This is a genomic window from Streptomyces sp. NPDC006365, from assembly GCF_042870755.1.
Classification (GTDB): domain Bacteria; phylum Actinomycetota; class Actinomycetes; order Streptomycetales; family Streptomycetaceae; genus Streptomyces; species Streptomyces xiangluensis.
Window position 1 is genome coordinate 105,844 of record NZ_JBIAHS010000012.1, and the last position, 21,378, is coordinate 127,221.

The window sequence follows — 21,378 nt, forward strand, 5'->3', positions numbered from 1 at the left end:
CGTTGAACTCCCTTGCCAGTGTCCGGAGTTCGGTACGCGCCGTGCGACGCAAGTACGCGGTCGACGGGTCTGTCGGCGCCTCCAGGGGCAGCGCCGCCGTGGGTACGGGTACAGGGTTGCGTGGCGTACGTCGTAGTCGTAGGGAGTGATCGCTGTCGCCTGCACGTTCCGTGCGTACCGTCCGTCCCGTGGGCCCCGTAATCTCATTCGCGGCACTCTACTTATCCGTTCGCTTTGGCGAAACGGGGACTGGACCGGCTGGGGTGCGGCTGTCGTCCTCGCTCCGTAGGCTTGTACGGGAGTGTCGTCGGCGGGCCGAGGTACACCTGGCGCACCGCGTCACTCGCCTCCAGCTCCTCGAGGTGAGATGGAGCCATTCATGACGACGCCACGGGACCTTTTGATCATCGCCATGGACCTGCAGGCCAGCCGCACCCTGGAACGGGGCGATCTGTCACTTGCCCTCGCGGGAGCCGAGCTGATCGACCTCCTGGATGCCCAAGCCATCACACTGGCCGGTGATCACATCGTGCCGAGTGATCATGCCGTGGCTGATCGGATGTTGGATGAGGCTGAGTCGTCGCTCGCGCGACAAGCGCCGTACGACTCAGTCGACGAATGGCTGTGGCGCAGGGGTCGCGACCTGTCCGCGGCTTATCTGGCGGCCCTTGAAGCGGAAGGGCAGCTCAGTCGGCAACGCCACCGCCGCTGGCTGATCTTCCAGCCCACTCACCTGGTGCTGGGGGATTCGCCCGCACGCCGCCACGCGGCGAACCGCTATGCCTCGGATGAGCCCATCCTCGCCGCCCTCGCGGCGGCCGTGGGGATCGGAGACAACGTGGGGATCGGCGACAAGCCGACGGGAGAGTCACCAAGCGTGGCCGACGATGCCGTGGCGACAGTGCTCGCCGCCGTCCATGACGCCGTGAGGGGCCTGGAGGCCGAACGGCAGCGGCGAGCCCTCGACGAGGCGGCCTTCGACAACATCTGGCGGGGTGAATAAGGACCGCACGCTCGGTGGTGTCGCCGTCACCATGCTCACGGTGTCCCTTACCTGTCACCTCGGGGACGGCACCATCCGCCGATCGAACCGCTGGGCACACTCTGCACAGCCACGTCCTGGCCAGGAGGGTGTTTGAAGGAGTGATCCCCCCGTCCGTGCTGAGCGGTCAGGTGCCGAGGGGGACGGTGAGGGCGACGGTGCCGCGGAGGTCGAGCCAGGCTTTGTCGGGGCTGCGGACGAGGCGGAGGATCACGTGATCGCAGTCCGGGCAGCGGCCGACGTATCCCGGGGCGTGTGCGTAGACGTGCAGCCGCGCCAGAGGCCAGTCGCTGCCACAGCCGGTGCAGCGGCCGAGAACAGTGGTCGGGTCGACCGCGAGGATTTCGGAGAGGGGTCCGGCCAGGGCGTTGCCGTCCTCGTACTCGTATTCGTACTGGCCGGTGTAATGGTCCTCGTGGGGCTGGTGGGGCATCTCATCCTCCGCTGGGGCCGAAACGTTCGGTGCGAATGCGGTCCGGGGCGTGGCCCAGGGCTACCAGCAGGTCTGCGGCTGCTTCGACGAAGCCGGTGGGCCCGCAGACGTAGCAGGTGGGTTCGAAATCCGGCGGCCACCCGGCGCGCGTGAGGTCTGCTGGGGTGAGGCGCCCGGCGGGCCTCGGCCACTGTGGCGGGGTGGAGCGGGTGTAGAGGTACGTCTTGTCCAGGCCGGGATCGTCCCGGCCCAACTCCGGTGCGTAGAGCTGGTCCTCGGGCGTGCGCACGGAGTACACCAGCCGGAAGGGCGTACGGCTGGCGACCGCGCGGCGGACGCGGATCATCGCCATCAGCGGCACCAGGCCGGAGCCGCCGGCCACGAGCAGGACCGGTTCCTTCTGCTCGGGGCGCCACACGAACCAGCCACCGACCGGTCCGCGCAGTTCCACCAGGTCGTCGACCGCGAGTTCGTCCGTCAGGTACGGGGACACCTCGCCGTCGGTGACGCGCTGCACGGTCAGCTCGATGCGCTCGCCGTCCGGCGCCGATGCCAGGGAGTAGCTGCGCTGTGTGCTGTAGCCGTCCTCCGCGGTGAGCCGCACATCGACATGCTGGCCCGCCAGATGGCCCGGCCAGCCAGGGACGTCGAAGACCAGGGTGTGCGCGGCGGGGGACTCGGGGCGCCGTTCGGCCAGCCGGGCCGTCTTCCAGCGCAGCCGGTCGCCTAGTCGCCCTGGTACCGCTGCTCGCGCCATGGGTCCCCGTATGCGTGATAGCCGGCGCTCTCCCAGAAGCCCGGTTCGTCATCGAGGAGCAGCTGGATCCCGCGCACCCACTTCGCGGACTTCCACAGATACAGATGCGGGACCAGCAGCCTGGCCGGGCCGCCGTGCTCGGGCGCCAGCTCTTCCCCGTCGTAGCGGTACGCGATCCACGCCTTCCCGTCGAGCAGGTCCTCCAGAGGCAGGTTGGTCGTGTAACCACCGTAGGAATGGACGAGCCTGAATTCGGCAGCGGTCTCCACGTCCTCCAGAAGGAGATCCAACGAGACCCCCTGCCACTCGCTGGCGAACTTCGACCACTTCGTGACGCAGTGCAGGTCCACCGTCGGCGTCTGGCTGGGCAACGCCATGAGCTGCGCCCAGCTCCAGCTGTGCCGCGCGCCCGTCTCGGTGCGGATGGTGAACTCCCACGTGTCACGGTCCACCCTCGGCGTGGGGCCGGCGGACAGGACCGGGAAATCGGTGGTCTCGTACTGCCCGGGAGGCAGTTTGTGGTGCGTATCGCCTGGTCGGCCGCGGAATCCGCGTGAAACAACAGCCATGCCGTGCCGCCATTCTCGGAATTCTCTGAAGGTGCACTCTCCGCCATCGTTGATGACCTGGCGCATCAGAGCAACTGGTGGAGCAAGAAACCGATGGGGCGGCACCCGCCGCGAGGCCTCGACCGCGAGCGCTCGCGCGCCACCGTGGCCGTTCAGGTGGGAGGCGCCGCCAGGTGCTGGTCCGTTATGCCTCCGGAGCAGGCGAGCCCGGCCACGTCCCAGTCGGCACGCCCGGCTGTGGCCTGATAGGCGCTGTCGTAGAAGGTGAGCACGGCGGCGCGGGGGTGAGCTTCGGCACGGGCTGCGTCGTAGAGGAGCATGGCCGGGTGACTGCCGCGGCGCGCCACCCACTCGGCAGACCCGGGTGCGAGCAGTGCCTCCGCCTCGCCCGCCACTGGCTCCTTCGGCGGCCCGGCGGCCCGGAAGCGAGTCGGTGAGTCGCGGCTCGGTCGCCGGAGGCGCCGCGCCCCGCACCTCAGTCGAGTCCCATGCGTACGGCGGGTCAGCTCAGCCCTGTTGTCGCGGCCGTGGCGATGAGTATGCGGGGAGCGTGCCCATGAGCCGCCCGAACGAGGAGTACGTGGCCTCGTAGGCTTATGAGCACCAGCCTGCGTCGGAACCGGGGGAGAACAACGAACATGGCCCGCTACATGGAGGCCCTCACCATCGAGCGCGGTGGCTTTCGGATCAAGGTGCCGGAGTCGTGGTGGGAGTTCGACGTGCGGCCCGAGTCGCGGGACGACTCCATACGCAGGATGGTGAGCGAACGGGTGCGGGACCGCCCGGAGTTGGCCAAGTACCGGGACACGTACACCGCCTTCCTGCAGAAGTCGGCGGCCGACGCCTGGAAGTCGGGCGCGCTGTACTGCGGTTGTATGGCGGAGAGCTTCGGCGGGGACACCTCGATCACCGGCTCGATCACCGTCTCGCTCGTCGGCGGACGTACGCAGGCCGGCGACCCTCTCTCCACCGACCCCCAGGTCATCGCGGGCCAACTCGCCGTGCGCGAAGCCAAGAAGGAGGGCGACGCGTGGCGGAAGGTCACGATCGTTGACATCCCCGGCGTCGGGCCGGCGGCGCGTACGTACGGCATCGAGGACATCCCGGTCCCCGGCGACAGCCTCAACCGCACCATTCGTGCCGTACTCATGCAAACGTTCATCCCCGTCCCCGGCCAGGAGGGCAAGGTCGCCCTCATCGCCGGGAGCAGCCAGGTGCTGGACCTCGCGGACTCGTTCTTCGACATCTTCGACGCGATCACGTCCACGTTCCGCTTCGCGGAGTAGGACCTGTGGGAGCGCGGGGGCTTCGCCTCCCCCCTGCGTCCCCATGCGGCCTTCACATCGAACGCTCGTACCCAGTAACTTCACTTGTGCGTATGTGTGGTTGACGGGGTTGGTGTGACGGGGGTTGCGGCGTGGCGGGGTATCGGCCGACGGACTGGCATGTGCTGGATCTGGAGAAGGATCCGACGCCGGGGGATCCGGAGCGGGTGCGGTCGTTGGCCCGGCAGTTGCATGACTTCGCCGATGATGTGCAGGGCGCGCTGCGGTTGGTGAAGGGGATGGCGGAGGAGGATGCCGTCCTGACGATGGTGGGCAAGACCGCCGATGTCTTCCGTGACGAGTTCTCCGGGGTTCCGAAGAACCTGAAGAAGCTGAAGAAGTCCTACGACTTGGCCGGGGACGCTTTGGCGGCGTACTGGCCGAAGTTGGAGCGTGCGCAGGCGCTGGCGGACAGGGCGCTGGTCAAGGGGCGGGAGGCGCAGGTGGATCTGGCGTCGGCCAAGTCCCGGCTGTCGACGGCCGATTCGTGGGTAACCCGGGCCACCAAGGAAGCGGACAAGTACAAGGACGATCCAGGGTCGGCGGGCAAGGATGTCCCGAAGCCGGATGAGTCCAAGGTGCGTGCCGCCACGCGGGATGCGACCAACGCCAAGTCGGCCCAGACTGCCGCCCAGTCGGATGTGACTGCCGCGCAGAGCGCGTTGGATGCGGCGAAGAAGATGGCCGCGGACGCGCGGCAGATGCGTGAGGACGCCGCGCGGGAGGCCAAGAACAAGCTGGAGGAGGCTTCCGACGCGGGGATCCAGAACCGTGCCTGGTACGAGGAGGTGGGGGACTGGGTTTCCGACAACTGGGACACCATCGTCACGGTCTGCAAGGTCGTCGTGGCGGTTGTCGGCATCATCGCGATGATCATCGGCGGGCCGATCCTGGGCGCGATCGTCCTGGTCGCCGCCTTGGTGGTGCTGGCCGACACCCTCAACAAGTACGCGAAGGGCCAAGCATCGCTATGGGATGTGGCGTTCGCGGCGCTGGACTGCATCCCGGGTATGAAGGGCCTGACGACCCTCGGCGGCCTCGCCAAAGGTCTGAAGTCCGCGGGTGCTATGGGCCTCAAGGGCATGGCCAAGGGCCTGAAGAACGGTCTGAGGCGCGGTGCCGACGACGCTGTCGCCAGTAGTAAGCCAGCCAATGGCCGGTGCAAGGGTGGCGACCCGATCGACATGGTCTCCGGCGAGATGATCATGGAGGAGGTCGATGTCGCCCTAGCCGGCCTGCTCCCGCTCGTTTTGCGCCGCACCCACCTGTCGACGTACGAGTCGGGGCACTGGTTCGGCCCCTCCTGGGCCTCGACGCTCGACGAGCGGCTGGAACTCGACAGCGAGGGTGTCGTCTTCGCCGCAGAGGACGGGATGATCCTGGTCTACCCGGTTCCCGAGCCCGGAACGGCGACTCTGCCGCTTGAAGGACCGCGCTGGCAGCTGGACTGGGACGGCGGGTCAGAAGCCCCCATCCGCATCACCGATCCTGCCACCGGCCGCACTCGTCACTTCGCAGCGACTTCCCAACCACCCTCCGCCGCCGAGGCGTTCACCCTTCCACTGGCGGCCTTGAGTGACCGCAATGGTCACCGGATCGACATAGACAGGGGCCCCGACGGCGCACCCACAGCGGTGCGTCACTCGGGCGGCTACCACGTTTTCGTCGATACCGAAGGAGACAGGATTACGCGCCTGCGTCTGAGGGAGTCCGAGGCAGGGACCGAAGGCGTGACGCTGCTCCGTTATGCCTACAGCGCGGACGGCAACCTCACTGAGGTCTACAACTCCAGCGGCCTGCCGTACCGGCTGACCTATGACGACCGGGCGCGGATCACATCCTGGACCGACCGAAACGGGTTCTGGTACAGCTACACCTACGACGACCAGGACCGCTGCATACGCGGCGAGGGCATGGACGGTGTCCTCGACTGCACCATCGAGTACGACGCCGAAGAGCGGGAGACCCGCTACATCGACTCGCTCGGCCGCACCACGACTCATCGCTACAACGATCTCCTCCAGCGGACGGAGATCGTCGATGCGCAAGGCCGGGCCGTCAGAACCGAATGGGACCGCTACAACAGGCCGGTGTCCAGGACTGACGCACTGGGCCACGTCACCACCTTTGAACACGATAGGCGCGGCAACCTCGTCGCTGTCACACGGCCGGACGGCCTGCGCACCACGGCGGAGTACAACGAGCTGGATCTGCCGGTCCGAGTGGTCGAGGCCGACGGAGCCGAGTGGCAGCAGACCTTCGACGCACGGGGCAATCGGCTGACGATCGTCGATCCGACAGGGAACTCGAGGCAATACGCCTACGACGAGCAGGGGTGCCCAACGGCCGTGGTGGACGCCCTCGGCCATGTAACCCGCATCGAGTGCAACCCGGCGGGCCTCGCGACCGGGGATACCGACGCCCTCGGACACACAACGCGTGCCGAGCGCGATGCATTTGGCCGCATAGTTCGGCTCGTCAACGTAGAAGGCCATGTCGAGGGTATGGGCTGGACTGTCGAGGGAGCCCCTGCCTGGCGCCTTGCGGCCGACGGCAGCCGGGAGAGGTGGGAGTGGGATGGCGAGGGCCACCTGATCGCTCACACCGACAGGTCGGGCAACCGGTCCACCACGAAGACCGGACACTTCCACCAGCCGACCGCCCGCACCGGCCGCGACGGCACCCAGTATCGGTTCACCTACGACACCGAAGTGAACCTGACGAAGGTGACGAACCCGCAGGGCCGGACCTGGGAGTACGTATACGACGAGACCAACCGCCTCGTCTCGGAAACGGACTTCGAAGGGCGCACACTCACCTACACCTACGACGCGGCGGGGCGCGTCGCCTCCCGCACCAACGGCGTCGGCGACGAGATCGCCCTCGTCCGGGACGCACTGGGCCGGGTGGTCGAGCAGCGTAGCGGCGACCGGGTGTCCGTCTTCGCCTACGACCCGGCGGGACGCCTCGTGCACGCTGACAACGACGAGAGCACGCTGGAGTGTGCCTATGACGCCCGGGGGCACCTGGTGCGCGAGGTACTGGATGGTGCCGAGACCACGTACACGTACGACGCTTTGGGGCGACGCACGGAGCGCCGTACTCCCAGCGGGATCGTTTCCACCTGGACGTACGATGCCGTTGGGCGCCCGGCTTCGCTGGACGCCGCAGGACACAGGATCGCGTTCACCTACGATGCCCTTGGACGGGAGCTCAGCCGGGAGTTCGGGGCCGCAGCGACGCTCACCCAGACCTGGGATGCGATGGGGCGCCTGGCTGGGCAGTCGATCCGCGGCACCGGACAGGCCGGCGAGTCGCTCCTGCAGGAACGGACGTATACCTACCGTCCGGACGGGCTGCTCTCCGGGATCGCGGAACTCACCACCGGACAACGCGCATTCGACCTCGACCGCGCCGGACGCGTCACCACGGTCCGCGCGCGCGACTGGACCGAGACCTACGCGTACGACGGCCTCGGCAACGTCCGCGAGTCGACTGCCCCTTCGGCCGGTGACGCTCCAACGACGAGGGAGTACACCGGAAGCAGGCTGCTGAGGTCGGGGCGCACGAGTTACGAATACGACCGGCAAGGGCGGCCCGTCCGCACTGTGAAGCGGCTCCTCAACGGACAGAAGCGCATCGCCACTTTCGCTTGGGACCCGCAGGACAGGCTTACTTCGACCGTCACGCCGGACGGCGACCAATGGCGCTATCGGTACGACCCCACCGGACGGCGCTGCGCAAAGGCGCGCCTGGATACCGACGGGAAGGTGATCGAGGAAACCCGATTCACTTGGGATGGCACCCGTGTTGCTGAGCAGATCACCCACGATGAGCGAGCCACGGCCTGGGACTACTTCTCGGGCACGCATCGTTCCGTGGCCCAGGTAGACCGAGATGCGAGCGGGGTCCGCTGCCATGGTGTCGTCACGGACACGATCGGCACTCCTACTGAACTCGTCAGCTACGAGGGCGAGTTGGTATGGCATCGCAGGACGGAGTTGTGGGGATGCGAGCTGGCATCCGCCCCACTTCCTGCGGTCTCCGGCGCGGAAGTCGACTGCCCGTTGCGGTTTCCCGGACAGTACGCCGATGCCGAGACCGGCTGGAACTACAACTTTGCGCGGTACTACGATCCGCAGAACGCACGTTATGTCACCCCCGACCCGCTGGGACTCGCCCCGCAGCCGAATCACTACGGATACGTCCCGCACCCCTTGTTCTTTATCGACCCGCTGGGCCTGGCGCAGCCCCGCAACGGTCTCGGGCGGTGGGAGAGGGACCCCGACGCTCCGGCGACGCAGCACAACCGGTCGTCGGAGTATCCACACGGGTATTGGCCCGAGACCCACGAAGACATGGTCACGCGATTCACCGACGAGGGCCGTGCGGCCAACGGATGGCCATTGGACGAGAACGGAAACAGAATTCCGAGGGATCAGCTCACCTGGCGCAACAACGCGGGCGAAGTAATTCCGGGAGACTCGGCCATTCTCACGTACGACCACAACCCGCGTGTCGTCGAACATTGGAATGAAACGGGTCATAACAGCAGTTATGCGGACCGTGAAGCTTGGTATAATGACACAACCGATATGGAACCGATGACCCGGGCGGACAATGGCCGTGACGGTCAGCGCGCTCCGCGATACCGTCAGGACACTGGGCCGAATTACTCGTGCAGGGGTGCGTAAAGGAGGTTCATATGGATCCGGCCGCTGTTGTGTCCGGTTTTCCAGGAGTCGAAGAGTTTCCGGGTATCCCGGATTGCTGGCGTTGGTCGCCCGCACCCGGACTGGACTTCGCTGCGGCTCTCAGTGCGGACGGGCAGTACCTCTTCCAGGTCAACGCCCGTGATTCGTACGACGAAGCGCTGGTTGGCGCCATCCTGGCGGCTGCGCGGGAGGACGGTTCTCGTGCGCTCGCGGGTAATGTCTTGCTGAACACCATTACTGGATTCAGGTTTCCTGAGCGTGAATTCGATGTCGTCGGAGTCGCGCGGCCTGGTGTGCATCGTTATCACGAGGTCCAGCTGCCAGAACTCCAGCAGGTTACATGGGCGGTATTTCCTGGGTACGCGTGTGAATTCGCCGCCCCGGACCGGTACTCGCTCGACGACGCGCGCGAGAGTTTCATCAGGGTTCTCACTCCGGCCAACCTCGACAGGGGTCCCGTGCCCTTCCTCAAGATGCGGTACGACAACACCGTGACCAAGGGAGGAACGGATGGCCCGGACGGAGTCCTGGCAAAGCCGGAGACTCTGTACCGCGAAATCAAGCTACTCGACGGTGCGCCGGGAAGTTACGTCGAGTTCGAGAATTTCCGGGGCCAGGTGTTTCGAGTCGACTGGGACGGTGCCTGGGTTCTGTCCGGAGACCCCGAAAGGGCGGAACCGCACCGCGTTGAGCTTGAGGAACTGCTGGTGTTCGCAGAGAAGCGCCTCCGTGGCTGAGGCGCGGCTACGCGTCACCGACGAGACCGGTGAGACCTGGGACGACCCCTCCGAGCGGCAGATCCAGAGGCTCTACGCTGCGCTCAACCTGCGATGCCGGTTCCTCGTCTTGGAGCGACTCGACGTACCAGAGGTCGGCCAGCACTACCTGCAGGTCGCCCTCAACGACGACCTCACCGTCGTGGTCGAGTACCGGGAAGGTGGCTCTCACACGCACTACCGTGCCGAGGTGTCGCTGCCCTCGGACCGGGGTGGTGAGGAACTCGTGGTCCCGGTCCTGCTCGACTGGGCTGCCCGACGCGAGGGCTGGCGCCACGAGCTGCCGTGGGTGCGCTGGGATCCGAAGAATGAGCGGCCCCGGGAAAGCTGAAACCGTGTCTGTTCCTCACCCGCGCATCAGGCTGGGCGCGTCCGCCCCTGCCCTCTCGAAGTGCAGCTGATCGTGGAGGAATCATGGGCATTCGCGCCATCGGGCTGGACGAACTATTCGAGTTCGCGTCGGCTCGGTTGCGAGACTGAGCCGATGTCCCCGTTGTGACACATTACGGGCGATCTGTAACGTTTGTAGATCTGCCTGCCTGAGGGCAGCCGCTGTACGCCACGTGCGTGTACGCAACCTCATCCGCCGAGCACGTCGACGTAGCCGAGGCTGTGCTCCATGGCCCGCGCCTCAGCGGCCCCCCGAACACCGGTGCTCCGGCCTCCCCTTCAAGCTCAAAGCCGGACCGTTCCCCACGGGCGCAATGCCCGACTTGCCTCCATTGCCGCTTTGTTCAGGCTTGATGGTGCTTGATCGCGTGAAATGGGTCACGTTCGGGTGGATTGGGTGTTGAAGTCCCGTCTCGGCAACTTCTGCTTTGCAGAACGTAAGTTGAAGGTTGCGTTCCGGAGTAATCGGGCGATTTCCCCCTCGTTTTGGCTAGTTCATAAGGGGCGCACCGGGATTTCGGGGCTTGTTTCGGGTGTGTGCTCTCGCATACGTTCTCGTCGATCCGGGCGGAACGCCGAATCCTGCCGCCGCCCCGGAACCCCATTCATCCACGCGCTACGGCAGGAGCGGGGGACCCAGGTAAGTCGCCGATCCGGGCACCGGAACGGCTTGGGGTGAAGTCGTACTCACCGTGCGGCCGGGCATCTCCCGCCCGAACCCGACAGCTCACCTCGCAGGCGCCGGAGAGGAATTCGCCATGCCCGCACGAGGTAAGCACCGCCGTCCGAAAGCCCGCCGCATCGCCCGCGTCGTCGTCCCCGTAGGAACGGGCGGGGCCGCGCTCGCGCTCCCGTTCGTCGGGGTGACCGGCGCCCACGCCGCCCAGCCGGCGGCGCAGGTGGCACAGGTTGCGCAAGCCGCGGTTCCGCAGGTCGAGCTCGTCACGCACAAGGTGGTCAAGGGCGACACCCTGATCAGGATCGCGAAGAAGCACCCCAAGAGCGGCGGTTGGCAGAAGCTCTACAAGGCCAACCGTGCGGTCATCGGTGACAACCCCTCGCTGATCAGGCCGGGCCTCACCCTGACGGTCGGTACGAAGAAGGCGACCGCGTCCCCGGCTGCAGCCAAGTCCGCGGCGCCTGCTGCCACCCCCGCCGCCGCGAAGACGTACACGAACGACCTGGACGGTTGGATCAAGGAGGCGCTGGACGTCATGGCCCAGCATGGGATTCCGGGCTCGTACGACGGCATCCACCGCAACGTCATGCGTGAGTCGTCGGGGAATCCGCAGGCCATCAACAACTGGGACTCCAACGCCGCGGCCGGGACCCCGTCCAAGGGCCTCCTGCAGACCATCGATCCGACCTTCAGGGCCTACCACGTGCCCGGTACGTCGATGGACCCCTTCGACCCGGTCGCGAACATCGCGGCGGCCTGCAACTACGCCGCCGACCGATACGGCTCGATCGACAACGTCAACGGCCCTTACTGATCGGGCGTCTGGACCTGCGGGGCGGCCTCGTCACCGGATCGGCTGAGCGCGCCCCAAGGGTCGGCCGATCGGCGCCCGGGGGAAGCCCGGCCCTCTGACGGTGCCGGGACATTCACCGTCGCTCGTCGCCCTTCGCGTCCCGGAACAGATCTTCGACCTTGGCGGCCGTCACGGAGCGCTTCAGCCAGGCTCGGAGGGTCTCCAGGTCGGTGCATTCCATGATGCGCGCGCGTACGCCGTCCGGAACCTCGACGCCACGCTCGCCCAGGACCAGCAGGATGTCCTCGGCGTGACCTTCGACGCGGCCTTCCGCGCGCAGGCGCTGGGAGGTCTCCGAGCGGAAGAAGGAGAGGTCGACGGACATCAATTGCCTCCAGATCTTTGCGGCCGGGGCGGTCCCGAGGCCGAGTTCGGTGAATTCGGCGAAGATCCTCGCGGTCTCTTCGTCGACGGTCTTCAGCGCGGCGGCCAGGGCTTTCAGTATGGCAGCGACGTTGTCGTCCTTGCCATGAGTGATGGCAGACAGTGTCGCCAGGGGAATGTCGCGGGCCGCGGTGGACGGGTCGGTGATGGCGGGGACGTTGTGCGGGCCCAGGACGAGGGGACGCAGTGTGAGAGTGCGCCACTGCCTGGGCCCGATCGTGATGGGTTCGGAGGCCCAGGTGGCGGTGGCCTTGTCCTGGCAGGTGACGAGCAGGACCGGCGGGATGCGGTACTTCGCATAGAGGTGGGCGATGTAGTAAGCCCAGCTTGCGTGCTTCTTCGGGTCTTTCTTGCCCTGGGCTTCGACGACCAGCAGATGGCTCTCGCCGGAGGCGGTGTCGAGCCTGAGGAGCGTGTCCACGCGCCGTTCCAGTGGCTTGATCTCCGTGAGATCGGTGGGCATGAGAGACACCGCTACGGGGTCCGGAAACGGGAGATCCAGGGTCCGGAAGGTCCGCGCGAAGGCGCCGGGGTCCTCCTGGAAGAGGCGGTGCATCGCCTCGTGGGATGAGCTGACCATGTGGCGGCGGACGGTAGTGACGGCACGTCAAGCCGGAATGGAATATGCCGCTGGCTCACTCGTAAGGATGATCAGTGGCACCGTCCGGCCCCGGCTAGCCAGCTACCCGAGGCCGGTGCCGCACGCACCCATCAACCAAGCTTCGCGTTCTGCGCCTTGGCCACGACGGGGGAGACCTTTGTGTCGCTGGGCCTGGAGTCCGCGATGGCCCAGCCGTTCACCGCGTAGTAGACGGCGATCACGTCGTCGCGGCGTACGGCTGCAGAGTGGACCGTGTGGGTGACGCCCCTGAACGCCAACGTGGACTTGAAGGCCAGCGACTCGTCGCCAGCCGGGTCCGCCTTCTCGGCGGTGACCGAGTCGTACGTGCTCGTGTTGCCGTTCGCCTTGGCGGTGAAGCCGGTGCCGCAGGAGTCCACCGCCTCGGCGAGGCCGGCCATGGTCGACTCCGCCTTGCCGGCCTCATAGGCGTTGAGCGTGACGTACGTGTGGCTGTTGATGTCCTTCGAAGTCACTCGCTTGAGGTCGGCCTGCGGCTCTCCGACGGGGAGTTGGTTCATCGCGTACGCCAGTGGGGCGCATACCTTCTTGTCGAGGGTGACCTCGTCCTGGGACTTGGCGAAGAGGAACTCCTCGTCGCTCTTCTCGACCTTGTAGCCGCGGACGTCCGCCGGGACGATCACGAGCTTCGCCAGGCGCTCGGCCGGGCTCACTTCCTTCGCCCGGGAAGCCGTGGCTTCGGGTTTGGGCTTGTCGGCCGCCGCGTCCGTCTGCGCGTCACCGCCTCCGCACGCGGTCAGGCCGGTGAGTACGGCGACGGAGAGGGCACAAGCGACCGGGGCAGCGGATCTCTTCATACGTCGTCCTTTCGATGGAAGTCGATGAAAGTCGATGGATGTCGGTGGGAGATCGGCATGGCGAAGAGCACGGCACGGCAGTGAAGTCCCGTGGCTGTCACGAAGTCATCGACTGCCGTGCCGCCAACCGCCCTACTGGCCAGGGAACTTCCAGATGAACGGCTCCCCGTCCTCCTCCGACCAGTGGACCTCCATCTCCTTCGCGTTCGCCGGGATGAGGTACGACTCGCAGAACGTGTGGCTCTCGCCCGTCTTCCAGCTCTCGACGTCGTACGGGTCCTCGCAGCCCGGCGCGTCGTCGGAGGCGCCGATGAGCAGGGCGCCCCGCTTGCCGTCCGCCCAGATGGTGGTGCCCTCGCCCGCGTCGGAGTCGGACGTCAGGGCCGGGCCCCCCTTGTGCGTGAACTTCACGTGCGCGACCGCGAGCACCAGGCCCTTGGCCTCCGCCTTGTCCTGCACCAGCTCCTGGGCCTCGGCCTCGGTGCCGACGTCGACCTTCTGCGCGGTGATGTCGTAGGTGACGTTGCCGGCCTCTTCCTCGACCTTGCCCTCGGCGCTCTTGCCCGTGGCCATCTCGCCACCGGAGGCCGCCTCGGCCGGAGTTGCCGCCCCCTTGGCCTTGGCCTTGCCGGCGGGCTTCTTCGCGTCGGCCTTGTCCTCCCCGCCACCGCACGCGGTCAGCGCGAGCGCGAGAACGGCGACGGGCGCGGCGACGCGCAGGGCGGATTTCTGGTGCAGCAAGACAAACTCCTTGTGAGTGTTGCGAGTGGGGGGGATGTGGGGATGCCCACCCGCGCGAGCGCCACAGCGGCCCGGCACCAAAGCGGTACAGCGGCACAGCCACACAGCGTTACGCGGTCGAGGTGCCGATTCCGATGCCGGTGCTCTACGGGGCTGTCGGCCACCGGAGTTGCACCAGGAAAGGCCCAACTGCTCGTCGGGCAGACGACGTTCCCCGTGCGCGGATCCGCTCGAAGCGGAAACGCGATCACCAGATCCTGGGGTACCGCCCCTCACGCTGTCAACAAACGTGAACACTCACCGTCACAGACGGCTGGAGAACGCAGTTACGGTGCACCCTCCCACCCGGAAGGTCACCCGCACGCCTTCGGACTCGTGAGTGAATCGTGCAGGAACGGTGGCTTCCGCATGGCGATCACATGTCCGCCGGACGTCACACCCTTCGCGCTCGCACAGCGACACCCGCTCGCGAAGGCCCGTACTCAACGGGGAACCAACCGGCCCGCGTTGCGCGTGGATAACGTCGAGTCCTGTGAGGTTCGCGATCGTTGGCGCGCCTTGAGGGGCTTATGCGCCCCTGATACGGTGCGATGACTTGACACTCATTCCAGCATTTCAGCCGCTGGTTATTCGGCCAGGTCGGGCGGTCGGGCGGTACGTCCGGTGCGGAATGGAGTGTCCCAAATGACAGATACCTTCTTGGGTGTACGGGGAGCGGTTGCGTGAAGATCCAAGAGCGTACGGGGGCGGGTAACAACCGTTCCGGGGCGCCGGCCCAGCCGACGATGGGGGAGCGCCTTCCCGCGCCGCCTCGCGAGCGCAAACCGGCACTCGCCGCTCTCGCCGTGCTGCTCATCCTGGTCGGAGCGCTCGGAGCGACCATGCTCGTGCTGCGCGCCGGGGATCGTGTCGAGGTCGTGCAGGTGAAGGACGGCGCCGACATCCAGGCCGGAGAGTCCGTCAACGACAGCAACATCACCTCCGTAATGGTCGCGGAAGACTCCAGCATCCGTTACGTACGGTGGGAGCAGCGCCAGGCCCTGAAGAGCCTCAAGGCCAAGTCGACCATCTATGGGGGCACTGTCGTCATCGGCGACATGTTCGCGAAGAAGGCCTCCCTCCCCGTCGGCAAGGCCTCCGTGGGCCTCGCCCTCAAGGAGGGCCAGTACCCGGCCAACGTGAAGGTCGGCGACATCGTCGCCGCCTACCGCGTGGGCGGCACCAACGCGGGCTCCAACCCCGACAGCGACAACTCCTCGTCCGGTGGTACCGCCACGGGCACCGACACCCTCCTCGTCGACAACGCGCGCGTGAACACCCGGAGCAGCGGCGACGACGCCACCATCAGCACCGGCAACCTCGCCATCACGGTGCTCGTCGACCAGGACGACGTGCCCGCCCTCACCCAGGCCGCCGCCGCGGGCCAGGTCGCCGTCGCCCTCGTACCCGGCGACTAAGGGCGAGAGAGACAAGAAGAGACATGGCGCTCATCGCTCTCGCCGCCGACAAGGGGTCACCCGGCGTCACCACGGCCGCCGTCGCTCTCGCCGCGGTCTGGCCCCGCCGGGTTCTGCTGGCGGAGACCGATCCGGCCGGCGGTGACCTCGTGTACCGCAGTGCCGCCGCGCACGGTGGTCCCCTGAACCCCAACACCGGCATGCTGTCCATTGCCGCCACCGCGCGCCGGGGACTCGTACCGGATCAACTGTGGGACCACGTACAGCCGTTGAGCGGTGGACTCGAGGTGCTGGTCGGGCTCGGGAACGCCGAGCAGGCCGCCGGGCTCGCCGGACTGTGGCCGACCCTCGGCCGGGCGTTCGCCCACCTCGCCGACTCGCCGAACGCGCCCGCCGACGTCGTCGCCGACTGCGGCCGGGTCGCGGGGGACACGCCCGCCGTCGAGATGTTCTCGCAGGCGGCCCTCGTCCTCCTCATCTCCCGTACGGAGCCGGAGTCCATCGCGCGCGTACGCGACCGGGCCGCCGCCCTCACCGCCAAGCTGCACGGCGGCTCCCGCGGCGCCGCCTCTCTTGCGACCCCGCTCATCGGCGTCATCCTCATCGCCGACCCGGGCGACTCCGCCAAGCTCGTCCACCAGGTCAACGACATGCTGGTGGCCGCGCAGACGGGCGCCCGCGTCGTGGGCACGCTCGCCGACGACCCGTCCGGCGCAGACCAGTTGGCCGGACGCAAGCGCGGCCGGCTCGACAAGTCGCTGCTCATCCGCTCGGCGCGCAAGGTCACCGCGGACCTCTACCAGCAGTTCGGGGCGGCCTGGGCCACGCCCACGGCGGGGGCCGGCCGATGACCGCTGTCGACCACCAGTTGGTCAAGCGGTTCCGGCAGGAGGCCGGCGACCGCATCGCCGAGCAGCGCCGCCTGGACCAGGTCTCCGGCGTCACGCCGATGTCCAGCGAGGACGAGCGGCAGTACGCCCGCGCGGTCATCGCCCAGATCCTCGAGGAGTACGCCCGTACGGAGATCAACTCCGGTCGTACACCGCTGGATGCCGAGACCGAGGAGCAGTACGCGGCCGCCGTGCACGCCGCTCTCTTCGGAGTCGGCCGGCTCCAGCCCCTGCTCGACAATCCCGAGGTCGAGAACATCGACATCAACGGGTACGACCAGGTCTTCGTCGGATACGCGAACGGCGAGGAGGTCAAGGGCGATCCCGTCGCCGAGAACGACGAAGAGCTCATCGAACTCATCCAGATCCTTGGTGCGTACTCCGGACTCTCCTCCCGGCCCTTCGACTCCGCGAACCCGCAGCTCGACCTGCGGCTGCCGGACGGTTCGCGACTGTCCGCCGTCATGGACGTCACCCGGCGCCCGGCCCTGTCCATCCGTCGCGCCCGCATGGGCAAGGTCTTCATGTCGGACCTCGTCGGCAACGGCACGCTCACGCCCGAGATCGGGCACTTCCTCGCCTGCGCCGTCCGGGCCCGCAAGAACATCATGATCGCGGGCGCCACCAACGCCGGTAAGACGACCCTGCTTCGCGCGCTCGCCAATGAAATCCCGCCGCACGAGCGCCTCATCACCGTCGAGCGCGCCCTGGAGCTCGGCCTCGACCAATTCCCCGACCTGCACCCGAACGTGGTCGCGTTCGAGGAGCGCCTGCCCAACTCCGAGGGCCAGGGCGCGATTTCGATGGCCGAGCTGGTGCGCCGGTCGCTGCGTATGAACCCCTCCCGCGTCATCGTCGGTGAGGTCCTCGGCGACGAGATCGTCACCATGCTGAACGCGATGTCGCAGGGCAACGACGGCTCGCTGTCCACGATCCACGCGAACAGCTCCAGCGAGGTCTTCAACCGTATTTCGACGTACGCGCTCCAGGCCAACGAGCGGCTGCCCATCGAGGCCAGCCAGATGCTCGTGGCGGGCGCCGTGAACTTCGTCGTGTTCATCCAGCGGCGCAACAACTACCAGACGGGCGGCCGACTTCAGCGCATGGTCACCTCGATCCGTGAGGTCAACGGCGTCGACGGACGCGTCCTGTCCAGCGAGGTGTTCGCCGAGACGGCCGACGGCAGGGTCGTACCGCATGCGCCTCTGTCCTGCCTCGACGACCTCGTCGCGTACGGCTATCGCGGGCCCGCCGGGAACTGGGGCTGATGGGGATGACGGAGATGACGGCGACGGCGGAGATGACGGAGATGACGGGGGCGACTGTGCAGCTTGCCGCGCTCGGCTCGCTCGGCTCCATGGGCGGGCTCTTCTCCACGACGGTGCTGTACGCGCTGGCGTGCGGCGTCGCCGTCGGCGGCGGACTCGCGCTGTTCGCCGTCGCGGTCCGGGGACTGCCCGCCAAGCCCGAACACGAGAAGCAGAAGTCCGGCGAACGGGCCGGGGAGCTCATCCGGTTCGCCGGGCAGCGCGGTTCGATCGCGGCCGGCGCCGGAATCGTCGTCCTGCTGCTCACCCGCTGGGCGGTGGCCGGTATCGCCGCCGCCGTACTCGTCTTCTTCTGGGACAAGCTCTTCGGCGGCGCCTCCGAGGAGAAGGCCGCCATGCGCCGCGTAGAAGCGCTCGCGTCCTGGACCGAGTCGCTGCGTGACACGATCGCGGGCGCGGTCGGCCTGGAGCAGGCCATCCCGGCGTCCGCGCGAGCGTCCGCCCCCGTACTGCGCCCGCACCTCGACGCCCTCGTCGACCGGCTCCGCTCCCGTACGCCGCTGCCCGAGGCCCTGCAGCACCTTGCCGACGAGATCAACGACGCCTCCGCCGACATCATCGTCGCCGCGCTCATCCTCAACGCGCGGCTGCGCGGCCCGGGACTGCGCCAAGTCCTCGGCGCGCTCGCCAAGTCGGCGCGCGAGGAGGTCGACATGCGGCAGCGCGTCATGGCGCAGCGGGCATCAACTCGCCGGTCAGTACAGATCGTTGTCGCCGTCTCGATCTCCTTCGTGCTCGGCCTGTCCATCTTCAACCGCGACTTCGTCGAGCCGTACGGCACGGCGGTCGGACAGCTCGTACTCGCCTGCGTCTGCGGCCTGTTCGCGCTCGGCTTCTGGTGGCTGCGCAAGCTGTCGACCATCGAGACGCCGGAGCGGTTCCTGGTGCGGGACGAGGCGGCGGTCCAGTTCGTACGTCCCCGAATGCCGGCGCAGTCGCAGTCGCAGCCGTCAGGGCCGGCCCAGGCGTCGACTCCGTCCGAAGAGGGGGTACGCCGCTAATGGACCTGACCATGCCGCTCGTGATCGGCGCCGTTCTGGGCCTGGGCGTCTACGCCCTCGTACGGGCCCTCATGCCGTCGAAGCGCAGCGCGGTCTCCCAAGTCGCGCGCATCGACGCGATGCGGGCGCGGGGCGCGGCGTACGAGTCCTCGCACCGCACCGCCGACGCGGGGCGGCTGGGCAGCCTACGGGCCGGTGTGGGCCAGCGCGTCGCCGAGTTCTATATGCAGCAGGGCTGGGAGCAGCGGTCGCTTCGGGCGGATCTTGCGGTCCTGGACCGGAGTTGGGAGAAGTTCCTCGCCACGAAGGTCCTGCTGGGGGCCGCGGGGCTGTTCTTCGGGCCGCTCCTGTTCGCCGTGGTGTGGACGTTGGGAGTGGGCCGCAGCCCGATCATCCCGGTCTGGCTGGCATTGCTCTTCGCGGTTCTCTTCTTCTTCCTGCCGGATCTGGAAGTGCGGCGGGACGCCGCCGACAAACGGCGTGACCTGCGGCGCGTGATCGGCGCTTACCTGGACCTGGTGTCGATGAGCCTGGCGGGTGGCCGTGGTCTCCCGGAGGCCCTCATGGCAGCCGCCGAGATCTCCGACGGCTGGGCGACCCAGCGGATCCGTAACGCGCTGGCCGACGCGCGGATCACCGGCATCAGCCAGTGGCAGGCGCTCGGTTCGCTCGGTGAGGAGTTGGGCGTCGAGGAACTCAAGGACCTCTCGGCGTCGTTGGCGCTCGTCGCGGACGACGGCGCGAAGGTCCGCGAGTCGCTCGCCTCGCGTGCCGAGACGATGCGGCACCGCGAACTCGCCGATATCGAGGGCAGTGCGGGGGAGAAGTCGCAGTCGATGCTTGTGGCGCAGTTGCTGCTGTGCGCCGGGTTCCTGGTGTTCCTGATCTTTCCCGCCGCGATGCGTGTGTTCCAAGTCTGACGCCGACTACTACTTTCGAGATCACTGAGAGGACAACTCACCATGAACGGACGGAACTTCAGCACCGGGATCCCGGGGGTGGACTTCCTGATCACCTTCCTCCAGGGCCGGGTGCAGCGCGCCCGCTCCGGGGAGCTCGACCGGGGTGCCTCCGCGGTGGAGTGGGTCATTATTTCGGCGGTGGTTGTGGCGATCGTGGGTGTCGTCGCGGCGATCATCAACGAGGCGCTGAGGGGCGGCGCGGACAAGGTGAGCGACTGCATCGAGGGCGCGGACGCAGGCAAGACCTGCTGAATTCTCCTTCTCTCATACGGGGTTGCTGGTGAGCGTACGACGCTGGGTACGCCGCCGGGTGGAGGCCGCCTCCACCCGCGGCGACTCCGGCATGACCGCGATCGAGTTCGTGCTGCTCACGCCCGTACTCTTCTTCATGATCTTCGCGACGGTGCAGTTCGCGCTGTATTTCTTCGCCGATCATGTGGCCCAGGCGGCGGCGCAGGCGGGCGCGCGGAAGGCGCGTGCGACGGCCGACGAACAGCCGGGCGCCTGGCGGGGCGAGGCGCAGGACGTGGTCGACAGCTATATCGCGCAGCTGGGGCCGCAGTTGGTCCTCGCCCCTGACGTGACGATGCTCCAGCCGGAGGAGAACACGGTGGGCGTGGAGATCACGGCCCGGGTGCCGACGGTCTTTCCCGGGCTTGATCTGACGGTGCATGCGGAGTCGTCGGGGCCGGTGGAGCGGTTCGTGGAGGACGTGGACTAGGTGCGCTCTTTCGGCATGCTCGCTTTTGTACGGGCTCGGGTGCGGGTCCTGGCTTCCCGGGACCGGGACCATGGGCTGTCCACGATCGAGGTGGTGATCCTCGCTCCCGTGATGATCCTGTTCATCCTCATCCTGGTGGCTTTCGGGCAACTGGTGGACGGGCGGGGCGCCTTGGACGGGGCGGCGAGGGATGCGGCGCGAGCGGGTTCGATCCAGAAGGACCACGCCACGGCGATGGCGGAGGCAGAGAAGGCCGCGGAGGCGAATCTCGATGACGTCTGCTCGGGCCCGGTGACGGTGAACCAGACCAGCCAGGGCTTCGAGCCCGACACGATCTTCACGGTCGAGGTGAGCTGTGAGGTACGCGGCCTCGACATGATCGGCCTCGATATCCCCACGACGCTGACGGCCAGCTTCAGCTCGCCTCTCGACCCGTTCCGGAGGACGGCGTGACGCTGCGCTCTGCTGTACGCGGATGGGTGTCGGCTCGCCGGGCCCGTGTGGACGACCGGGGCTCGGGCGCGGGCGCGGTCATCATCTTCGCGCTCGTTTTCCTGTCCCTGTCGGCCTTCGTCATTGACGGCGGTCTGTCGATCTCCAAGCGGGAACGTGCCGCCGACATCGCAGAACAGGCCGCCCGCTACGCCGCCCAGGACATCGACCTCGATGCCCTCTACGACAACGAGGCCGGCCCCGCTCCCATCCTCTTCGAGAACTGCAACGCCCGCGTGAAGGCTTTCGCCAACGAGATGGACATGTCCGGCGCGGACATCGGCGCCACGCACTGCGTGGCCGCGAACGCGGATGCGGTGGAGGTCGAGGTCCAGCTCACGTACTCCCCGGTCTTCACCGGCATGTTCTTCGGGGGAGACGTGGTCGTCCACGGCCGGGCGGTGGCGGAGAACGAGGTCGGCTGAG

22 protein-coding genes and 1 riboswitch are annotated in these 21,378 nt (G+C 67.6%); of the genes, 15 read left to right on the forward strand and 7 right to left on the reverse strand.

What is annotated here, in order from left to right; translation table 11 throughout:
• The first annotated feature begins 379 nt into the window (after positions 1-379).
• Entirely contained in the window at positions 380-1,003 is a 624-nt protein-coding gene (locus ACFYO0_RS29065; protein WP_388681876.1) for a GPP34 family phosphoprotein, read from the forward strand.
• Positions 1,004-1,169: 166 nt separating this feature from the next.
• Here the strand turns inward: ACFYO0_RS29065 and ACFYO0_RS29070 are convergent, their stop codons facing one another.
• The 4 genes from ACFYO0_RS29070 to ACFYO0_RS29085 form a co-directional block, all read right to left on the reverse strand.
• Positions 1,170-1,475 (reverse strand): DUF6510 family protein, encoded by a 306-nt coding sequence (locus tag ACFYO0_RS29070; protein WP_388681879.1) that lies wholly within the window; start codon positions 1,473-1,475, stop codon positions 1,170-1,172.
• 1 nt (position 1,476) lies between these two features.
• Positions 1,477-2,232 carry a ferredoxin reductase gene (locus tag ACFYO0_RS29075; protein WP_388681882.1) on the reverse strand — a complete coding sequence of 252 codons (756 nt, stop codon included), beginning with the start codon at positions 2,230-2,232 and terminating at the stop codon, positions 1,477-1,479.
• Positions 2,202-2,801, reverse strand: coding sequence for a sulfite oxidase-like oxidoreductase (locus ACFYO0_RS29080; protein ID WP_388681885.1), 600 nt, complete (start codon positions 2,799-2,801; stop codon positions 2,202-2,204). Before ACFYO0_RS29080 ends, ACFYO0_RS29075 begins: the two co-directional genes overlap by 31 nt.
• A gap of 152 nt (positions 2,802-2,953) precedes the next feature.
• A complete protein-coding gene (locus tag ACFYO0_RS29085; RefSeq protein ID WP_388681888.1) occupies positions 2,954-3,196 on the reverse strand; it encodes a DUF5996 family protein in 243 nt (80 codons plus the stop codon).
• A 243-nt stretch (positions 3,197-3,439) separates the two neighbouring features.
• On the opposite strand from ACFYO0_RS29085, the gene ACFYO0_RS29090 reads away from it, so the two are divergent.
• The 5 genes from ACFYO0_RS29090 to ACFYO0_RS29110 all read left to right on the forward strand — a co-directional run bounded on the left by ACFYO0_RS29090 (position 3,440) and on the right by ACFYO0_RS29110 (position 11,500).
• Entirely contained in the window at positions 3,440-4,087 is a 648-nt protein-coding gene (locus ACFYO0_RS29090) for a hypothetical protein (RefSeq protein ID WP_388681890.1), read from the forward strand.
• A 161-nt stretch (positions 4,088-4,248) separates the two neighbouring features.
• Positions 4,249-8,820 (forward strand): DUF6531 domain-containing protein, encoded by a 4,572-nt coding sequence (locus ACFYO0_RS29095; protein WP_388681893.1) that lies wholly within the window; start codon positions 4,249-4,251, stop codon positions 8,818-8,820.
• A gap of 11 nt (positions 8,821-8,831) precedes the next feature.
• Entirely contained in the window at positions 8,832-9,578 is a 747-nt protein-coding gene (locus ACFYO0_RS29100; RefSeq protein ID WP_388681896.1) for a hypothetical protein, read from the forward strand.
• The gene (locus tag ACFYO0_RS29105; protein ID WP_388681899.1) at positions 9,571-9,948 is read left to right on the forward strand and encodes a hypothetical protein; all 378 of its coding nucleotides are present in this window, start codon (positions 9,571-9,573) and stop codon (positions 9,946-9,948) included. Before ACFYO0_RS29100 ends, ACFYO0_RS29105 begins: the two co-directional genes overlap by 8 nt.
• A 663-nt stretch (positions 9,949-10,611) precedes the next feature.
• Positions 10,612-10,761, forward strand: a riboswitch (cyclic di-AMP (ydaO/yuaA leader).
• A 4-nt stretch (positions 10,762-10,765) separates the two neighbouring features.
• Positions 10,766-11,500 (forward strand): transglycosylase SLT domain-containing protein, encoded by a 735-nt coding sequence (locus tag ACFYO0_RS29110; RefSeq protein ID WP_388681902.1) that lies wholly within the window; start codon positions 10,766-10,768, stop codon positions 11,498-11,500.
• A gap of 112 nt (positions 11,501-11,612) precedes the next feature.
• On the opposite strand, the gene ACFYO0_RS29115 is transcribed toward ACFYO0_RS29110, so the two are convergent.
• From ACFYO0_RS29115 to ACFYO0_RS29125, 3 genes are all read right to left on the reverse strand, one after another.
• Complete coding sequence (locus ACFYO0_RS29115) at positions 11,613-12,503, reverse strand: hypothetical protein (RefSeq protein WP_388681905.1); 891 nt, start codon at positions 12,501-12,503, stop codon at positions 11,613-11,615.
• Positions 12,504-12,634: 131 nt separating this feature from the next.
• Positions 12,635-13,360 (reverse strand): hypothetical protein, encoded by a 726-nt coding sequence (locus tag ACFYO0_RS29120; RefSeq protein ID WP_388681908.1) that lies wholly within the window; start codon positions 13,358-13,360, stop codon positions 12,635-12,637.
• Between the two features lie 132 nt (positions 13,361-13,492).
• A complete protein-coding gene (locus ACFYO0_RS29125; RefSeq protein WP_388681911.1) occupies positions 13,493-14,101 on the reverse strand; it encodes a hypothetical protein in 609 nt (202 codons plus the stop codon).
• 722 nt (positions 14,102-14,823) lie between these two features.
• Between ACFYO0_RS29125 and ACFYO0_RS29130 the strand changes: the two genes are divergently transcribed.
• The 9 genes from ACFYO0_RS29130 to ACFYO0_RS29170 all read left to right on the forward strand — a co-directional run bounded on the left by ACFYO0_RS29130 (position 14,824) and on the right by ACFYO0_RS29170 (position 21,377).
• Complete coding sequence (locus tag ACFYO0_RS29130; protein WP_388681914.1) at positions 14,824-15,558, forward strand: hypothetical protein; 735 nt, start codon at positions 14,824-14,826, stop codon at positions 15,556-15,558.
• A 23-nt stretch (positions 15,559-15,581) separates the two neighbouring features.
• Positions 15,582-16,409 (forward strand): hypothetical protein, encoded by an 828-nt coding sequence (locus ACFYO0_RS29135; protein WP_388681917.1) that lies wholly within the window; start codon positions 15,582-15,584, stop codon positions 16,407-16,409.
• Positions 16,406-17,716 carry a CpaF family protein gene (locus ACFYO0_RS29140; protein WP_386340670.1) on the forward strand — a complete coding sequence of 437 codons (1,311 nt, stop codon included), beginning with the start codon at positions 16,406-16,408 and terminating at the stop codon, positions 17,714-17,716. The genes ACFYO0_RS29135 and ACFYO0_RS29140 overlap by 4 nt, the downstream gene beginning before the upstream one ends.
• An 89-nt stretch (positions 17,717-17,805) precedes the next feature.
• The gene (locus ACFYO0_RS29145) at positions 17,806-18,777 is read left to right on the forward strand and encodes a type II secretion system F family protein (RefSeq protein WP_388682260.1); all 972 of its coding nucleotides are present in this window, start codon (positions 17,806-17,808) and stop codon (positions 18,775-18,777) included.
• Positions 18,777-19,697: a type II secretion system F family protein gene (locus ACFYO0_RS29150; RefSeq protein ID WP_388681921.1), complete on the forward strand. Its 921-nt coding sequence runs from the start codon at positions 18,777-18,779 to the stop codon at positions 19,695-19,697. The genes ACFYO0_RS29145 and ACFYO0_RS29150 overlap by 1 nt, the downstream gene beginning before the upstream one ends.
• A gap of 42 nt (positions 19,698-19,739) precedes the next feature.
• A complete protein-coding gene (locus ACFYO0_RS29155; protein WP_388681924.1) occupies positions 19,740-19,991 on the forward strand; it encodes a hypothetical protein in 252 nt (83 codons plus the stop codon).
• A gap of 22 nt (positions 19,992-20,013) precedes the next feature.
• Positions 20,014-20,460: a TadE family protein gene (locus ACFYO0_RS29160; protein WP_388681926.1), complete on the forward strand. Its 447-nt coding sequence runs from the start codon at positions 20,014-20,016 to the stop codon at positions 20,458-20,460.
• Between the two features lie 15 nt (positions 20,461-20,475).
• Positions 20,476-20,913, forward strand: a complete 438-nt coding sequence (locus ACFYO0_RS29165; RefSeq protein ID WP_388682262.1) for a TadE/TadG family type IV pilus assembly protein — start codon at positions 20,476-20,478, stop codon at positions 20,911-20,913.
• Between the two features lie 2 nt (positions 20,914-20,915).
• Complete coding sequence (locus ACFYO0_RS29170) at positions 20,916-21,377, forward strand: pilus assembly protein TadG-related protein (protein ID WP_388682265.1); 462 nt, start codon at positions 20,916-20,918, stop codon at positions 21,375-21,377.
• Position 21,378 lies beyond the last annotated feature (1 nt).